Source organism: Quadrisphaera sp. INWT6, assembly GCF_015390235.1.
GTDB lineage: Bacteria > Actinomycetota > Actinomycetes > Actinomycetales > Quadrisphaeraceae > Quadrisphaera.
In genome coordinates this window covers 315,177-332,003 of sequence record NZ_VUOH01000002.1, presented here as the reverse complement: position 1 = coordinate 332,003, position 16,827 = coordinate 315,177, and the positions used below count along the sequence as shown (strand labels likewise).

Here is a 16,827-nt window from a genome sequence, read left to right as displayed (position 1 = left end):
GCTGACGGCCGCGGGCGGGGGCAGGCGGGAGCCGGTTCACGCCCGGGCGAGCTGGACCACGACCTGAGAGCCCGACACCACCGCGCCGGCGCGCCCTGGGGGGCCGCCGCGGACCGGGGAGGGGCGCACCCCCAGCACCTCGGCGTCACCGGGGGCCAGCGGGTGCAGGAGCAGCCCGGTGCGGTGGCGCCGCAGCGCCGCGCCCAGCCCGCGGTGCGCCGGCAGCAGCCCGCTGGTGCCGGCCGCCACCACCGCCCAGAGGAGGTCGTGGGCGTCGAGCAGCGTCAGGAGCACCCCCTCCACCGGGGTGCCCGCCACCAGCTCGGCGTCGTCGACGAGCACCAGGCCGGGAGGAGCGCCCTCGGCCGCCACCGCCTCCAGGGCGTCGGCGAGCAGGCGCGCGGCCCCCGCACCGGTCCCGTCCACGACGACGCCGGGGTCCGCGGTCACCGGGCCCTGCGGCTCGACCGGGACGCCGCGCGGTGCGACCTGCACCACCCGGCGCCCGGCTCGCCGCGCCTGCCGGGCGAGCAGGCGCAGGGCGCTGGTGCGCCCCGACCCCGCCGGCCCGACGACGAGCGCGCCGGACCCGGCCGGCAGCGGCAGGCCGACCGGCAGCGCCTCGGGACCGCCGACTCCGACGGCGAGGTGGTGCTCCGCCGTGGGTGCGGCGGTGCTGGTCAGGTCGTCGGCCAGCAGCTGCCGGGGCAGGGGAGGGGTGCGGCGGACGACCAGCGGCCCCACCCCCCGAGCGGCAGCCCCAGCGGCCTCCTGGCCGGCGAGGTCGGCCACGACGGCCCGCTGGACGGCGTCACCGCCCGCGCCGTGCGCGTCGGCACCGCCCAGGAGCGGCAGCTGGCACTCGCGCACGGGTCCTGAGCGCAGCCGCAGGGCCCGTCCCGGTGGCCAGTGCACCGGGAGGGCCGTGCCCGGCACCCCGGCGAGCAGCGCCGCGGTGCGGTCGGCCGGGGAGAGCAGGAGGACCTCCCGGACCCCGGCGACCGCCCGCGAGGTCAGCAGGGCGGCGTCGCTGGTCAGCACGGCAGCGGCGCCGCCGTCGACGATCTGGCGCAGCAGGTCCGCGGCGGCGTCCGCCGCGGACCGGTCGGGCCCTGCCGCTCCGGGCGGCGGGGCCAGCAGGCGGTCGGCGCGGTCGACCAGCAGCAGCGGCTGCGAGCCGCCGGAGCCGCCGGAGCCGCCGGAGCCGCCGGAGCCACCGGAGCCGCTGCGTGCCAGGTCCGCGACCCGGGCGAGCACCCGCAGCAGGTGCTCGCCGTCGGCCGGGTCGACCACGCTGGACACGCGGGGCAGGTCGGTGAGGTGCCCCAGCTCGGCGGGGTCGCCCACCACGTGGACCTCGCGGTCCCGGGCGGCCACCGCGAGCCAGCGCAGCAGGGAGGTCCGTCCCGTCCCCGGCCCACCGGCGACGACCAGCGGTCCGTCACCGGCCCACAGCACCGGGCGCTGCTCGGGGACGGCCGGGTCGTCGGCGAGCGCCACCGGGAGAGCGCCGAGCCCACCGCCCGGTGCCTCGGCGGGCGTGCGCCAGCCCAGGACGTCGGGCAGCGCGGGCAGCCACGGCGGTGCCGGCCGCGCCCACCCCTCGGCCGCCCGGGCCAGCGCCGCCACGACCGCGGGCACCTCGTCCTCCCCGCCCGCCTCCCCGCCGACCTCCCAGCCCACCTCGCCGGGACCGGCTCCGACCCCGTGCTCCCCGGAGGGCCCGCCGGCGGTCAGGGGGACGACGGACACCGGCACCGGCCGGGCGCGCGTCGTCGAGGCGACGCGCACCTGCTGCAGGCGCTCCCCGCCGCGGCGCACCAGTGCCGCCCCGGGGCTCCCGGCGGGCAGGTGCGCCGCCCCCGGGTCGTCGACCACGTCGAGGGAGTCCGGGACGTCGCGCACCCGCAGCGCCACCCGCAGGTTGGTGTTGGCGCGCGCGTCAGCGCTCACCACGCCCGCCGGACGCTGGGTCGACAGGACCAGGTGCACCCCCAGCGACCGCCCCACCGCCGCGAGGCGCACCAGCCCCGGCACCAGGTCGGGGACCTCCTCGGAGAGCACCCGCACCTCGTCGACCACCACCAGCAGCCGGGGGAGCAGGCGCGCGCCGTCGGCCCGCTGCGCCAGCAGCGCCGTCCTGTCGACGGCGCCGTGCTCGGCGAGCACGCGCTCGCGGCGGCGCACCTCGGCCCGCAGCGACTCCAGCGCCCGGCGCGCGAGGTGCTCGTCGAGGTCGGTGACGGAGCCGGCCAGGTGGGGCAGGCCCCGCAGCCGACCCGCCGTCGCCCCGCCCTTGTAGTCGACGACGACCACGGCGAGCTCGTCCGGCGGCTCGGCCACGGCCATCGCGAGCACGAGCGCCACGAGCAGCGAGGACTTGCCCGACCCGGTGGTCCCCGCCACGAGGGCGTGGGGCCCGTCGCGCTCCAGGTCGACGGTCCAGGTGCTCCCGTCGTCGTGGACGCCCAGCGGCAGCTCGGTGCGGCGCCCGGTCCGGGCGGGGGAGGCGGGGTCCGCGCGCCAGGCCCGGGCGACGGCCCGGGCGTCAGCGGGGTCCGGGCCCACCGCTGACAGCAGCTGCCGCAGCGACGGGACGTCGGCGGCCGGAGCCGCTGCGGCGCCCGTCGAGCGGCGCAGCGGGGCGAGGGACCGGGCCAGATCCTCGGCCCAGCTCGTGCTCACCAGGTCGGCCACGAGGGGCAGCGCGTCCACGGCTCCCCGGGCACCCCGCGGAGCTGCGGACGCCCGGGACGGGGGCCGCTCGCCCCGCCACGAGCCGGTCCCGTCGGCCCCCAGGCGCAGCACGGCGGTGCCGGCTCCGGCCGGACCGCCGGAGGAGCCCCGCACCGACACGCGGAGGGGCGTTCCGGGGCCGTCGTCGTCGACCACGACGACGCGCGCACCAGCTCCCGGACCGTCCGCCGGAGCGTCCGGGCGCGGGGTGGCGTGCGGCAGCCAGCGCAGCCACGCCCAGGCCGCGGGCCTGCCGGTGCGCACGAGCACCCGGAGCCGGTCGGGGGAGTGCTGCACGGCCAGCTGGCCCAGCAGGCAGCGCACCGCGCCCCCGGCCACGCCGTCGGGGGCCTCGACCACGAGCTGGTCCAGGCGGGCCAGGTCGACGACGACGGGCCCCGCCGCCAGGTGGAGGCGCTCGTCGTCGTCCTCGCCAGCGCTCTCGGTGGCAGCGCCACCCCGTGCGCGCCGCAGGACCGCGGCGGTGGCGGTGCGGGCGCTGCCCACCCGGACGGCGAGGGGGGCGCCGGGTGCTGCCGCCCAGAGCCCGGCACCGCCGGAGGCCGCCAGCAGGCCGACGGCGGCGGGGTCGGGGTGGCGCTGGTCCAGCAGCTCACGCTCCTGCTGCGCGAGGCGCTCGGCGCGGGCCCGGGCGGCGGCGGTCTCGCGGGCGTGCTCGGCGAGGTCGTCGCGGTGGCGGCGGCGGCCCGACCGGACCTCCCCGCCGCGCGTGAGCACCGCGACCAGCGGACCGCTGAGGGCGAGCACGAGCGCGAGGGGCGACCACAGCAGCGCCAGGGGCACCGCCACCAGCACCGGGGCCAGGACCGCGGGCCACGCGAGCGGGCTGGGCGCGCGGGGCCCGGGCGGGTCCGGGAGCAGGACGACGGCGTCACCGGAGGGTTCCTCGTCACCGCGCGGATCCGGCGGCGGGGGCGGCAGCAGGAGGTGCCCCCGGCCGTCGGGAGCCGCTCGCAGGGCAGGAGCGGTTCGGAGGGCGGGGGTCGACGGGACCGGGGCGATTCGCACGCGGCTGCGGCCGAGGGCCAGCTCCGAGCCCGGGGCGAGCAGGCGCCACGTCGGGCCCAGCGGCGCGCCGTCCAGGTGCGACCCGGTGGCCGACCCCGCGTCGCGCGCGCGGACGCCGGACGGGCTCGCGTCGAGCTCGACGTGGACGGGCGAGGCGGCCGGGTCGTCGAGGGCGACCACCGACCCCGCGCCGCGGCCGAGCGACGACCGGCCCAGCGGCAGGTCCGCCACGGCTCCGGAGCCGGGGCCGGCGACCACGTGCAGCGCCGCCGGGGCGCCCGCCGTGCGACGCGGGTCTCCGCCGCCGAGGACCAGGACCGCGCCCCGCACGAGCGGCGGCACCCCCAGGGGCGCGGTCGGCGGCACGCGCCGTCCCGCGACGAACACGTCCGGGGGAGCGGCGCCGCCGTCGTGGCCGCACGCCTCGGCGAGGCCCGCCACCACCGCTGCCAGCGGGGCGACCGGAGGTGCGGTCACGACGACGTCCACCCCCGGGCGCGGGCGGGTCCGGCCGCTCGCTCCGTCCACCACGGTCATCAGCACGCGCACCGGCCCACCGTGCCCGGGGGAGCGCACCGCGCGCTGGGAGCGACCCGGGGCCTGTGGACGACCGCTCCGCACGGGTGCTCCTGGCACTCGTCCTGCGTCACCGACCCGCCCGGTCTGCACCGTTCTGCCGCATCGGTGGTGAAGTGTCGGGATCACCCACAGTGACGATCTCTTGTATCTCGGTCGGGGGACGCGCCACCTGGCCGACGATCTTCGACGGGGTGCTGGTGGCGCGGGCCGGAGGGCTCCTAGCGTCGTGCCAGCGCCGCCCCCGGAGTCCCCCGCTCCGGTGGGCGGCGCGCCCGCGGGCACCGGTCCCCGGAGCCGGAGACAGCCCAGGAGGCCACCGTGGACGCGACGGCGATCGTCGAGGACGAGGTGCGCGAGCTGGTCCGCCGCCGCGCCATCGACCCCGCCGACGACGCCGCCGCGGTGCGCCGCCTGGCCGAGGAGGTGGTCTCCGACTACGACGAGCGCAGCCTGACCGGGCGCCTCCCCGTGCTGGTGGACCGCGACGCCGTCGTGCGGACCGTGGTCGACGCCGTCGCCGGGTACGGCCCCCTGCAGGTGCACCTCGACGACCCCGAGGTCGAGGAGATCTGGGTGAACGAGCCGGGCAAGGTCTTCGTGGCCCGCGGCGGGCGCTCCGAGCTCACCACGACGATCCTCACCGAGGCCGGGGTCCACGACGTCGTCGAGCGGATGCTGCGCACCTCGGGCCGGCGCCTGGACCTGTCCAGCCCCTTCGTCGACGCCGCGCTGCCCTCGGGGGCGCGCCTGCACGTCGTCATCCCCGACATCACGCGCCGTCACTGGGCCGTGAACATCAGGAAGTTCGTCGTCGGCGCCACGCGCACCGAGCACCTCGTCGCGCTCGGCACCGTGACGGCGTCGTGCGCGGCCTTCCTCGACGCCGCCGTCGCCTCGGGCCTGAACGTGGTGGTGGCCGGCGGCACGCAGGCCGGCAAGACCACGATGCTGAACTGCCTCTCGGCGGCGGTGCCCGCGCGCGAGCGCATCGTCACCGTCGAGGAGGTCTTCGAGCTCGCCCTGGCCAACCGGGACGTGGTGGGGCTCCAGTGCCGCCAGCCCGGCCTCGAGGGCAACGGCGAGGTGACGCTGCGACGACTGGTCAAGGAGGCGCTGCGCATGCGCCCGGACCGCCTCGTGGTGGGCGAGGTCCGCCAGGCCGAGAGCCTCGACCTCCTCATCGCGCTGAACAGCGGCCTGCCCGGCATGGCCACCGTGCACGCCAACAGCGCCCGCGAGGCCGTCACCAAGCTGTGCACGCTGCCGCTGCTCGCCGGCCCGAACGTCACCGCCGACTTCGTCGTCCCGACCGTGGCCTCGGCGGTCGACCTTGTGGTGCACGTGGCCCTGGAGGCCGACGGGCGCCGCCGCGTCCGGGAGGTGCTGGCCGTCCCGGGCCGCGTGGAGGCCGGGGTCATCGAGACCGCGACCGTGTACGGCACCGTCCTGGGCGCCGACGGCGCGGGCGCGCGGCTCGTGCGCGGCAGCGGGACCCCTCCGCACGAGGAGCGCTTCGCCCGCGCGGGCTTCGACCTGGCGGCGCTGCTGTCGGAGGACGGCTGAGTGGGGGCCCTGGCGGGGCTGGCCCTGGGGGCCGGCCTGTTCGTGCTCTGGTGGGCGTGCTGGGCCGAGGCGCCGGAGGGGTCCGCCCCCTCCGCTCCGACCCGCGCCACCCCACGGGCCCGCCTCCTCGACCTCCTCGCCCGCGCGGGGCTGGCCGGGCTCCCCGCCGCAGCGGTGGTGGCGGCCTGCGCCGCGTGCGGGACCGTCGTCGCGGCGCTGGCCGCGCTGGTGTCCGGGTCCGTCCTCCTGGCGCTCGCCCTGGGCGCCGTCGCCTCCTGGTGGCCCGTCGCCCTGCTGGGGGCCCGCGTGCGCTCGCGCACCGCGGCCGTCCGCGACCTGTGGCCCGACGCCGTGGACCTGCTCGCCTCCGGTGTGCGGGCCGGGCTGTCGCTGCCCGAGGCGCTCGCGGCCCTGGCCGTGCACGGGCCCGAGCCGCTGCGGCCGGCCTTCGCCGACTTCGCCGACGACCACCGCGCGACCGGGCGGTTCCTGCCCGCCCTGGACCGCCTGAAGGACGCGCTGGCCGACCCGGTCGCTGACCGCGTCGTGGAGGCGCTGCGCATGACCCGCGAGGTGGGCGGGAGCGACCTGGGCCGGGTGCTGCGCTCGCTGTCGTCGTTCCTGCGCGACGACGCGCGCACCCGCGGCGAGCTGCTGGCCCGCCAGAGCTGGACCGTGGGCACCGCGCGCATGGCCGTCGCCGCGCCGTGGCTCGTGCTGGCGCTGCTGTGCACGCGGCCCGGCACCGTCAGCGCCTTCCGCGAGCCCGCCGGCGCCCTCGTCATCGCGGGAGGGGCCGCCAGCTGCGTGCTCGCCTACGCGGTCATGCGGCGGGTCGGCCGGCTCCCCGACGACGAGCGGGTGCTGCGGTGAGCGCCGCCCTGCCGGGCCTGAGCCCCACCGGGGCGGCGCTGGGGCTGCTCGCCGGAGCAGGGCTGTGGCTGGCCCTGCTGGGGGTGCCTGCGCTGGCCCGTCCCCGCCTCGACGCCCGGCTCGCCCCCCACCTGCGCGACCAGCCCCGCGGCTCGCGCCTCCTGGCCCCCGGGCGCACCCCCGCGAGCGCGGTGGCCCGCCTCCTCGGCACGGCCCCGGGAGGGCTGCTCTCGCCGCTCGCCCGGCTGGCGGTGCGCCACTCGCCCAGCTCGGCGGCCGTGGCCCGCCGCCTGCAGCAGGCCGGGAGCGCGGCGACCCTCGAGCACCACCGCGCGGAGCAGGTCCTGTGGGGCGTCGCCGGCGCCGGAGCCGGCCTGCTCCTCGCCCTGGCGGCGGTCACCCGCGGCACGCCGCTGCTCGCGGCGGCGACCCTCGTGCCGCTCGGGGCCGCCGCGGGGGTGCTGGCGCGCGACCAGGCGCTCACGCGCGCCGTGCGGCGCCGCGAGGACCGCCTGCTGGCCGAGCTCCCCACCGTCGCCGAGCTGCTCGCCCTGGCGGTCGGCGCCGGTGAGGGGGCGGTGGGGGCGCTGGACCGCGTCGCCCGCAGCTGCCGCGGTGAGCTGGCGGGCGAGCTCGCGACCACCCTCGCCGACGCCCGCTCCGGGACCCCCCTGGTGCAGGCCCTGGCCCGCCTGGGGGAGCGCACCTCGGCCGAGCCGCTGGCGCGCTTCGTGGCCGGCGTCGCCGTGGCCGTCGAGCGGGGGTCGCCGCTGGCGGAGGTGCTGGCCGCCCAGGCGGCGGACGTGCGCCAGCTGGCCCGCCGGCGCCTGGTCGAGACCGGGGGTCGCAAGGAGCTCCTGATGGTCGTGACGCAAGTCAGGCGCACCCCTTCCTGATCTCCAAGCACCTGACTAGGGAGTACGTCGACCTAGCCGCCGTCACCAGTGCGGGTCTCGGCGCCATCCTGCTGGCCCTCAGCGGCTGGAGGTTCCGACACGGTGCGGCGTGAGGCGCGGAGCCGCCGGCGCACGTCGTTGTTGGAGGGCTGTCCGTCCCACCGGTGCCAGCGGCGCAGCTTGCCGCGAGAGGTGCGGCGCCACCTGCGCCCGGCGGCGTCTGTGAAGTCGAGGGTGATGCCTCCCGCGTACTCACCTTCGAGGTGCCCAGCGATCTCCTCCCCAACCGGGGTGACCTCGGCAGCGCCGGGCGGCAGCACGTCGATGTACTGAGCCTCGACTGCACCCCGCGCCGCGATGTAGAGCACCTCGCGCACAGGCTGCGTCGAGCCGTTGCTCACATGCGAGTACCAGCGCCGGTAGCGCGCACGGCCGTTGCCGTGCTCGTCCAGCGACAGCCAGGCTGCCACCTGCTCGGCCTGCGCGCGGCGCTTGTCGAGCCGGTCGTGCAGGTATACCGCGAACCCCAGCACGAAGGCCAGGGCGGTGGCGCCGTCGCCGATGGCGCCGATGCGGTCGGTATTGATCCAGTCGATGACGCTGGAGAGAGTCACGAGCGCGCGAGCACCCGCCTCACGAGGCCGACGACGAGCGCCACGACGCCCCCGAGGACGAGCAGCACCGGGAGCATGAGGATCACGGGGTTGTCCCCAATGGCGGGGACGCCGCTGCCGACGGCGGCGAGCACCACGAACAGGACGACGCCGAGAGGCAGGGCGACGAGTCCGACGGCCAAGCTGCGCGAGCCCGGTCGGCGCGAGGGGGCGACGGTGGCGGTCATCGCTCCAGGGTCGCCGCGAGCCCGGGCCTGGCTGTGGAGCCACGCCGCAGACACCACCGCCCCGGCATCGACGCGTCGTGTTCGACCTCAAGTCGCACGTCGATGCCGGGGGCGGGGCGGTGACGCGGGCCTCCCGGTGAGCCGGGGGCTCATAGCCCGCACCACGGTCGCCGCTGAGCCACCACGACCATGGTGACTCACCAGACCGACACGGTGGCGGGACATGCCGGGGCGCCCGGTACTCCAGTAGCGCGTTCGCGAGGTCGCATGCCAGCGTCCACGTGCATGGACTTCATCCCTGGCGTCAGCCGCCTTGAGCACCTCTCCGGCAGCCACATCAACGCGTGGCTCTCGATCAAGTTACAGGGCGCTGCGAACGAGCAGCTCCTACAGGCGCCGATCATCTCGGTGACGCACCGACCCGGAGACCACGGCAACCCCATGGTCACTGAGCTGAGGCTGAGCATGAACGGCGGGGAGATCGCAGTCGTCCTGCCCTCCAGCACCTCGGCGCACGTCATCGCCTGACACGCCGATGCCCTCGGTAGCGCGCCGACGCCCATCGGGACGCGCCACCGAGGGCATCGAGCTGGTGGTGGGGTGACGGCCCCAACCACCGGTGCCGGCGAGCACGGTCGAGAGTCCGCACCCGCCGGCAGCTACTGGGCCTGCACGACCTACCCGTCAGGCCTTGCTGATCTTGACGACGGCGCGGTCGTCGGTGAACCCGAAGCCGGCGCGCATCGTGAGCACGACGGCGGTGCGGTCGGTGGAGCGGTACACGGAGCGGTCCAGCTCCAGGCGCACCGACCGACGGATGACGGTGAAGATTCGGCTGGAGTCGACCGCCCACGCGGTGCCGGCGGGCACGGAGCGGTGGCTCAGCAGCGGCACACCTTCCACCTGGCGGCGGCTGGGCTGGGCCGGGTCACCACCAGGGCTCAGGAGCGCCTGGTTGCTGCCGGTGGCCGCCTTGAGGGTGCTGATCGCCAGCACGTCAGCGGGGTTGGCCAGGACCGCCGTCATCCGGCCGCCCACGCCCTCGATGAGAGAGCCGGCCTGGGCGAACACGTCCAGGTTCTTCCACGAGCCGCCGGCGGAGGCGGCCTGCACGCCACTGCCGGAGGCCTTGACCAGCGAAGCCAGACCGAGAGGCGCCGGGGAAGGGAGGTCGCCCAGGAAGGCGTCGTCCAGGGCCTGGCCGGCCTGGTCCACGAGCTGGGTGCCGGTGAGCTCCAGCGGGTCGTACTCCGCGTCCTCCTCCAGCTCGCTGGTGATTGGCACGATGCTGCCGACCTTGGACGGCACGACGATGACCTCGTCGACCTCAAGATCCCCAACGGGCAGCGGCGCCGCCTCGCTGATCCATCCGACGATGGGAGCGTCGGTGACCCGGGGGAACCGCGAGACCTGGGCGTCGGTGGTGACCAGCGTGGAGACGGCGGGGTTCAGCGCGACGCTGCCGCCGGTCTGCAGCGGCAGCAGGATCAGGTTGCGGACGTCCTCGGGCTTGAGGATGCCGGAGGCGGTGACGGTCGTGGCCACGGTGGAGCTCCTGGGGTGAGCAGCGATGGGGATCGCTGCGCCCTCCGTCACGGGCCACGCAGGGGCTCAAGGCTGAGCCATGGCGGCACCACCGCGACCCGCGCTCCGTGACGGCCATGAGCTGCGGTGGTGCTGAGATCGATCATCCGCGCCGGCGGCGGCGCGGTGGGGCAGGTAGTGGGTGCGTACTCGTCGTGCCGACCACAAGAACCCGTCCCCGAGGCGCATCCGCGCTTCAAGGACGGGTTCTTGTGAGCCGTCAGCCGAGGCCGTCGGGCATGTTCTCCGCCAAGTACTTCAACACCCGCGTGAACCGCCACGCGACCATGGCGACGAACGACAACGTGTCAAGCACTTCTCGTAGTGACACCGCACTGTTAGCCTTCAAGTCCCCACCCGAAGTGTTGCTAACAGCGCGATGCTTCCCCGACGCCCTCGACGAACGCCGTCGAGGGCGTTCGTGGTTCTTGTCGGGAGGGTGTTCCGGATCCTCTGGAACGGTGATGGTGGTCCTCTCCGGCGGCTCACGACATAGCCGCCTCCTCCAGTGATGCACCGTCGCCCTGAGCGGCGCGACGGCTCTCGCCGGGCAGGTCGCCCGGAAGCTCATCAGCAGCAGACGACTCCGTCAGCTGCCAGGTGTAGGTGCCACGGCCGCATCGCTGCAGGTGCGGGTGCGTGGTTAGGGCGCGGGCCAGCGTGTTGGCGATGAGGTTTTGCGGGTTCGGCGATGAGGTCGACCACCCGTTGCGCTCCAGCACCTCAAGCACCTGAGCGGCGGTCCAGGGGGTCTTCGGGGCCGAGGCGACCACGGCCACGACCCAGTCGACATTGGTGCGGTGCCCCTTGGTGAGCACGATCTCCGGGACGTCCTCCGCCTCCAGCAGCCACATCCGTCGGTTGGCCGCGTTCTGTGCCTCCCGGCTCAGCGGCTCAGGCTGCAGACCGTTCAGGACCTGCAGCTGGGTGCGGACGCGGGTGCGCATGCGCTCCGCGAAGGGGTGGTACTCCAACATCGCGTTGGCGACCGCCGGCGGCAGGTCGACATGGAGGCCTCGACGAGTGCAGTCGTCGTAGTCGAGGAAGAGGGTGTAGAGGGTCGCCTCTGCGCGACGCGCCTGATCTTCGAGGTGCGCCACGCGGTCGAACCCGGGCGTCGTGGAGAGCGGCGCTGAGGTGTCGGTCGGCTGCATGCGGATGACAGTAGGGACGATCCGCCCATCGGTATGGGAAAACGGCCGAACTCGCCAACACCACCTCAAATTATGTGTGCAGAGGTGGCACGGGACGTCCGGTCAGGCTCCGGAGGTCGTCAGGAAGGGTCACCTCGAAGATCTTGAACCTGACCGCTTGGAGGCAGCCCTCTCCACGGGTCGCTCGTCGAAGTGGATCAAGGGGACACCCGCCCAGGGGGTCACCGGACGACGGTCGGGTCGCTCGTCGGCAGGCTCGGCAGCCCGGTGAGCTGCACCGCAGTCAGCACGCGCCGGCGCAGGCCACCAGCGAGGAAGTGGACACCGACCTGCGTGCGGGCCACAGCGGCGGCGTTGGCACCGCAGGCGAGAACGAGACGACGCTCAGCATCGGTGGACTCGCGCACGAACATTGCACCGAACTGTCGATGGTCATCACGTGCGTAGTCAGGGCTCAGCGTCGTGCGCAGCCCGCACGCGCTGCGGTCGTCGAAGGCCTGCTGATCCTCGGCGCGGCCGATGGCGCAGGACGGCGCGTGCGTCGAGGCCATCAGCCCGAGACGGCGGTCCACCCAGAGCTGGGCCTCACAGCCCGGCTCGGGACAGCGCGGGCCGGCGCTCACCGCCGGCCCCCGAGGACGTCGCTCCAGCTGGAGCGCTGGCGCGGGGGAGCCTCGCGGGCGCCACCGTCAGGGCTGCCGCCGCTGCGCCGCCGGGGGGCCAGCCCGGGGCGACGCTGGGCCATCGCTGCGGCGGCGGCCTCGACCAGCTCGGGATCAGGCACACCGTCGTCGTCGAGGAGGGCGTCGAGCTCGACGCCACCGAGCTCGACGTTGAGCACGTCCTCACCCACGGAGAGGTGCCGGGCGCCGGCGATGCGCGCCACGGCCTGGCGCTGCAGCTTGGCCAGGCGCTCCTCAGCGGCGGCGGCGCGGGCCTCGGCGACCTGGGCGCGCTCACGTTGGGCGCGCTTGCCCTCGGCCTGCTCGGGGGTCTCGGTGGGGTGGTCCTGCTCGACGTCCTCAGCGGGCGGGGTGTCCTCGGTGGCCATGATCGTTCCTCTCGATGCGAGCGGCCCGTCAGCCGCGCTGTGATCTCCAGCGTGATCGCTGACGGGCCGCTGGTGGGGCACCATCGCGGCCGAGCTGCTGGCGGCCATCAGCTCGGGCGCGAGGTGCTCAGCCGGCGGACAGCGCGGGCTCCCGGTCGGTCAGCCAGCGCAGAGCCCGACGCCGGCCACCGGCCGCGGTCAGGTGCACGCCCACGAACTGGGTGATGGGGGCCAGCCCGCAGGAGTCGAGCAGAGCGCGCTCGGTCTCCGTGGGGTGGCGATGGAAGCGAGCGGGATGGCCGTTGGCCACCAGACGCTGGAGGCGCTCCATGTCGGCCGCGTACTGGCTCGCCTCGACGTCGGCCAGGAAGCAGCCGGGCTCGTGCACGAGCTCAAGCGGGTCCGGCTCGGCGATACCGGTCGGGCGCTCGACGGTCTCGCAGGTGTCGCAGCGCAGCCGGCGCATCCGGGCGGGCACGTGCAGCGAGACCGGGAACGGGTCGATCAGGCCGGGGCCGTTGGGCAGCAGCACGTCGTCGTGGACGACCTCCGCAGCGGGCAGCCCATCGAGGGCCTCCCAGTGCGCGGCGGCCTCGGGGGTGATGGTGCGAGTGTGGCGGGGCTCGGTGGGCATGAGCTGTTCCTCTCGGGTGGGGTGGTCAGGACAGGTCGGCCGTGGCCAGGTCGACTTGGGACTGCAGGAAAGCCAGGCAGGCCTGGGTGTTCTCGCTCACGGCGTCCTGGGAGGCCTCCCAGGACTCCTCGTGCAGTGACTGGCGACTGGTGGCCAGGTAGACCACGTAGCGGGCGGCCTCGCCGCGCTGGACCCCCTCGGCAGGGGCGTTAGCCAGCGACCACTCGCACTGCCAGGCGGCCTCGCCCGGGAGCCAGGAGCCCGCCGGGTCCACGTAGACGGAGTAGTCGAGCCGCAGCCCCAGGGAGCGGCCCTTGGCCGCCAGCGAGCCAGGCTTGATGCTGACCGCGGGGTAGGACGAGTCCAGCGTCGGACTAGGCGCCTCGACAGGCTCTCCGCCGCGGGTGGGCGTCGTCGGGCTGGCCGCCGGCGCCGGCGAGGTCACCGGAGCCGCGGTGGGGGCGGCGGCCGTCGTGCAGCCGGCCAGGGCCAGGAGGGTGGCCATCGCGAGGGCCGTGGCGGAGGTGGTGCGAATCATGATCAGGCTCCCTAGTCGAGTGACGTGATGGAGGCCTCGGTGGTGGTGGCGTCAGGGGGTGGACATCCGTGGACATGTCCACCCCTGCGGCGGGACGAGCAGGCTCGGTCCGTCGCAAACCTGCAGGTCAGAGAGGGAACCTCCTGCCCCTATAGGCGGCTCCGGAGAGAGGGGGGGTGGACATGTCCACGGATGTCCACCCCCACGAGCTAGGGGCTCACGGGTCCACCTCCGCGAGGGCCAGCCGCTCGCCGTGCTCGGTCTCGGTGACGCTGACCAGCCCGGCGGACTCCAGCCGCGCGAGGGCCTCGTCGTAGTGCGGCCGGTCCCGGCCCGGCAGGCGCTTGCGCAGGTCGTTGCGGCTCTGCTCGCCGTGGTTACGCAGGTGGCGCACGAGGACGCGGCCGACGCGCTGGGCGGTGTGGTCGGCGACCGCCTCGGCGGCGACGGCGGCCCGAGCACCCTCGGCCTTGCCTCGTGCCACGTTGGCCCGCTCGGACTGCGAGCGCAGGTGGGCTGCGACGCCGGCGCGGGTGAGGTGTGAGACGCGCATGACGACGTCGGCCAGGCGCCAGTCCTCATCGGTGACGATCTCGCGCTCCTCCAGCAGCGCCAGCGCAGCGGCGACCTTGAGCCGGCAGAACAGGGCGTGCCCGTCGAGGGGGTCACCCTCGCCGCGGGCGCGGGCCAGGCGGGCCGCACGGATGCGCTGCACGGCCGTGTCACACACGCGCATGACGTACCGGCTCGACGGCAGCATGCGCGGCAGCGCGACGCTCAGCGGCTCGGGCTCAGCCACCGGCTCCGCGGGGATGGTCGGGTCAGTCACCGGCAGCCACACGAAGCGCTGCGGGGTGCCGCCGTCGGAGTCCTCCAGCAGACCCGCGGCTCGGCCGGGCTGAACTCCCAGCACCACAGCCATCCGGTAGGTGTGGCCCTCGATGGGCAGCCGCTTGGTCGGGTCGGCGTAGGCGAACCCGAGCGCCTCACCCGACCACGCCGAGCGCAGTTGCGGCAGCAGCGTGGCGCCCTGGCGCGAGCCGAGCGCGGTGAGGGTGTCGACCTCGGGCACGGTGAACAGGACCGAGGTGCGGTCGCGGACGACGCCCCCCTTCTCCCGGTGGGCGTACAGGTGGCCGATGCCCTCACCGGAGCCGACCGAGGCCGACTCCACCTCGGTGGCCAGCACGACGGCGTCGCGGGCTGCGGCCTCGGCGGCGCCCTTGCCACCGCCGGACTCACCCACCAGGGCCACGAACAGGTTGAGAGAGCCGTAGCCGCCCACGGTGGCCGGCAGCACCAGGGTCGGTGGCGCTGCGGCCACCGCCCGGGCCATCACGACACCGAGCAGGGCCCAGGGGCTGACCATGCGGGCGTGGGCGAACTGGTGGATGTGGGCCAGGCACGGCCGGGCGCGCCAGAACCCGGCCACCACCTCGTCGAGCTGATCGGCCGCCGGCGCGTCCTCGGCCGTCGCGGTGGCCGTGGTGGGCGCCGGCGCCTCGCGGATGCCAAGGGAGATGCGGGCCTGCTCGACGGTCATGCGGGCGGTGCGCTCGACGGCGTCACGCCAGCACCGCGCGGCCTCGCGCTCGGGCTCCTCGCCGCTGCTGCGGCTCGACCGGGCGGTGCGCAGTCGGGCCACCACCACCCGGTGGCTGGCGCTGAGGTCGGCGCGGGTGATCAGCCCGAGCCGGGCCGCGGCGGCGAGCCTGCACGCTGTCGAGAACGTCCAGGCGTGCCAGTCGCCGCGGGGGATGTCGGTGGCGATACCGGCGCACACCTGCACGACGTAGGGGTCGGTGGCAGCGGCCGCGGGCCAGGTGTCCAGCGGTGCGAGCACCTCGCGGCCGACGTCGGCGCGCTCAGCGTCGACCGCCAGCCCGGCCACCCATGCGGGCGGCAGCTCAGGCAGGTCGTCGACCGAGGGAACCTCGCCGGGGAGCAGGTCGACACCGTCCGGGCCCACCCACCGGTATTCGCGACCCTCGGGGTGGATTGACGGCGGGGCGACGACGTAGCGGTGGGTGGGCTGAACCATCTCGACGTGGGGGCCGTAGCCCGCGGCGCCCAGGGTGCTCACGAGCACGGTGTCCGCCGGCGCCCGGAACAGCCGGATGCCCGAGACGCCGTCGTGACGACTGGTGGACATGAACGTCGGCGGCAGGGCGCCCAGCGTGGCCTCGGCGGCCGCGAGGGTGGAGGCGCCCTCCTTGTCCCCGTAGGCGTCCACGTCGATGCCCTTCACGCCGTCGGCCAGCCTGAGGCCGACGTTGGCGGCCGGGGTGTCCTCGGTCCAGGCGGCCACGTCGGCGCCGCTGGGGTAGAGCGCGCCGGCGCCGGACCAGCCCGTTGGAGGTGGGAACTTCTGCAGGCTCGGCAGCGGCAGCGGCCCCCCGAGCCCGGAGCGCTGCAGCGCCAGCGCGCTCTCGGCGTAGGGCGCCGGCGGGACCAGCGTCAGCGGGCCGATGTGCCACGGGGAGCGCTGTTCATGCTGGTCAATAGGCGTGACTGATGCGACCATAGGAGTAGCCACCGTTCCTGGCTCGGTCCCGGCGGAGTTCGCGCTCCGGCCGGGACGATCTGTGTCTGGGGTCAGGCCGCGGTGTCGCGGCTGGCGGCGATGGCGCGCTCGTGGGCGGCCACGGTGCGCTCGTGCATGGAGTCGATGACTCCTGCGGCCAGGCGGTGCTGCAGGGACTCGGGCCAGCGCCGCGTGCGCGCCTCGCGGGCGACCCACCAGCGACCGGCGCCACGGCGGGCTTGCGCCTTGAGCTCAGCCAGGCGGGCGACCTCAGCGGCGATCCGCGCGTCGAGGGTGTCCTCAGCGAGGTTCACGAGCTGATCCGCTGGCGCAGGGCGGCCAGGTCGCCGGCGAACTCGTCGAGACGCCGCTGCAGCGCGTCGATCGCCTCGGCCAGCGCCTGCACCTGGTGCTCGGTCACGCGGCGGCCCTGAGCGGCGTCTCGACGTCGGCGCGGCGACGGGCTACCTCGGCGACAGCAGGGGCCAGAAGGGCTGCCAGGGCGTCGCGCTGCGCCTCAGTGAGGGGGAGCGAGGCCTGGCCGCTCACCGGGTCACCCCGGCAACCAGGAGGTCGGCCAGGGCCTGGCGCTGCTCGGCGCGCATGCCGTTGCGGTCAGCGAGGACGGCGCGGCGCACACGGGCAGCGGCCAGGTCCTGGCGGGCCACGCGGGCGCCGGCGGAGTTGCCGTGCTTGACGGCGTTGCCGATGCGGTTGCGTGCTTCGAGGACCGGGTCGATCTCGGACATGGCTGTGCTCCAGGCAGGAGAGGGGAGGGCCGAGCAGCCTTCGCGGCACCCGGGGGTAACTGTGACCCACGTCACA

At 75.7% G+C, this 16,827-nt stretch carries 16 protein-coding genes; 4 read left to right on the top strand and 12 right to left on the bottom strand.

Annotated elements, in window-relative coordinates; translation table 11 throughout:
• Positions 1 to 36: 36 nt before the first annotated feature.
• A complete protein-coding gene (locus F1641_RS06525) occupies positions 37 to 4,242 on the bottom strand; it encodes an FtsK/SpoIIIE domain-containing protein (RefSeq protein WP_194903793.1) in 4,206 nt (1,401 codons plus the stop codon).
• A gap of 420 nt (positions 4,243 to 4,662) precedes the next feature.
• Between F1641_RS06525 and F1641_RS22420 the strand changes: the two genes are divergently transcribed.
• The 3 genes from F1641_RS22420 to F1641_RS22980 are packed head-to-tail and all read left to right on the top strand — an operon-like array spanning position 4,663 to position 7,676.
• Positions 4,663 to 5,907: a CpaF family protein gene (locus tag F1641_RS22420; RefSeq protein WP_194903791.1), complete on the top strand. Its 1,245-nt coding sequence runs from the start codon at positions 4,663 to 4,665 to the stop codon at positions 5,905 to 5,907.
• Entirely contained in the window at positions 5,908 to 6,780 is an 873-nt protein-coding gene (locus F1641_RS06515; protein WP_194903789.1) for a type II secretion system F family protein, read from the top strand.
• A complete protein-coding gene (locus F1641_RS22980) occupies positions 6,777 to 7,676 on the top strand; it encodes a type II secretion system F family protein (protein WP_194903787.1) in 900 nt (299 codons plus the stop codon). Before F1641_RS06515 ends, F1641_RS22980 begins: the two co-directional genes overlap by 4 nt.
• 32 nt (positions 7,677 to 7,708) lie before the next feature.
• Here F1641_RS22980 and F1641_RS06505 read toward each other — a convergent pair whose 3' ends face one another.
• Together F1641_RS06505 and F1641_RS06500 are read right to left on the bottom strand one after the other, a co-directional pair.
• Positions 7,709 to 8,290: a hypothetical protein gene (locus F1641_RS06505; RefSeq protein ID WP_194903786.1), complete on the bottom strand. Its 582-nt coding sequence runs from the start codon at positions 8,288 to 8,290 to the stop codon at positions 7,709 to 7,711.
• Positions 8,287 to 8,517, bottom strand: coding sequence for a hypothetical protein (locus tag F1641_RS06500; RefSeq protein ID WP_194903784.1), 231 nt, complete (start codon positions 8,515 to 8,517; stop codon positions 8,287 to 8,289). Before F1641_RS06500 ends, F1641_RS06505 begins: the two co-directional genes overlap by 4 nt.
• 285 nt (positions 8,518 to 8,802) lie before the next feature.
• Between F1641_RS06500 and F1641_RS06495 the strand changes: the two genes are divergently transcribed.
• The gene (locus tag F1641_RS06495) at positions 8,803 to 9,045 is read left to right on the top strand and encodes a hypothetical protein (protein WP_194903782.1); all 243 of its coding nucleotides are present in this window, start codon (positions 8,803 to 8,805) and stop codon (positions 9,043 to 9,045) included.
• 156 nt (positions 9,046 to 9,201) lie between these two features.
• Here F1641_RS06495 and F1641_RS06490 read toward each other — a convergent pair whose 3' ends face one another.
• The 9 genes from F1641_RS06490 to F1641_RS06450 all read right to left on the bottom strand — a co-directional run bounded on the left by F1641_RS06490 (position 9,202) and on the right by F1641_RS06450 (position 16,751).
• Positions 9,202 to 10,062 (bottom strand): phage major capsid protein, encoded by an 861-nt coding sequence (locus F1641_RS06490; protein WP_194903780.1) that lies wholly within the window; start codon positions 10,060 to 10,062, stop codon positions 9,202 to 9,204.
• 524 nt (positions 10,063 to 10,586) lie between these two features.
• Entirely contained in the window at positions 10,587 to 11,255 is a 669-nt protein-coding gene (locus tag F1641_RS06485) for a hypothetical protein (RefSeq protein ID WP_194903778.1), read from the bottom strand.
• A 221-nt stretch (positions 11,256 to 11,476) separates the two neighbouring features.
• Positions 11,477 to 11,878 (bottom strand): hypothetical protein, encoded by a 402-nt coding sequence (locus F1641_RS06480; RefSeq protein ID WP_194903776.1) that lies wholly within the window; start codon positions 11,876 to 11,878, stop codon positions 11,477 to 11,479.
• Positions 11,875 to 12,306 carry a hypothetical protein gene (locus F1641_RS06475; RefSeq protein ID WP_194903774.1) on the bottom strand — a complete coding sequence of 144 codons (432 nt, stop codon included), beginning with the start codon at positions 12,304 to 12,306 and terminating at the stop codon, positions 11,875 to 11,877. The genes F1641_RS06480 and F1641_RS06475 overlap by 4 nt, the downstream gene beginning before the upstream one ends.
• Positions 12,307 to 12,433: 127 nt before the next feature.
• A complete protein-coding gene (locus tag F1641_RS06470; protein WP_194903772.1) occupies positions 12,434 to 12,940 on the bottom strand; it encodes a hypothetical protein in 507 nt (168 codons plus the stop codon).
• A 25-nt stretch (positions 12,941 to 12,965) separates the two neighbouring features.
• Positions 12,966 to 13,478 (bottom strand): hypothetical protein, encoded by a 513-nt coding sequence (locus tag F1641_RS06465; protein ID WP_194903771.1) that lies wholly within the window; start codon positions 13,476 to 13,478, stop codon positions 12,966 to 12,968.
• Between the two features lie 217 nt (positions 13,479 to 13,695).
• Positions 13,696 to 16,002, bottom strand: a complete 2,307-nt coding sequence (locus tag F1641_RS06460; RefSeq protein WP_194903769.1) for a bifunctional DNA primase/polymerase — start codon at positions 16,000 to 16,002, stop codon at positions 13,696 to 13,698.
• A gap of 71 nt (positions 16,003 to 16,073) precedes the next feature.
• Entirely contained in the window at positions 16,074 to 16,316 is a 243-nt protein-coding gene (locus tag F1641_RS06455; protein WP_194903767.1) for a hypothetical protein, read from the bottom strand.
• Between the two features lie 231 nt (positions 16,317 to 16,547).
• A complete protein-coding gene (locus tag F1641_RS06450; protein WP_194903765.1) occupies positions 16,548 to 16,751 on the bottom strand; it encodes a hypothetical protein in 204 nt (67 codons plus the stop codon).
• Positions 16,752 to 16,827 lie beyond the last annotated feature (76 nt).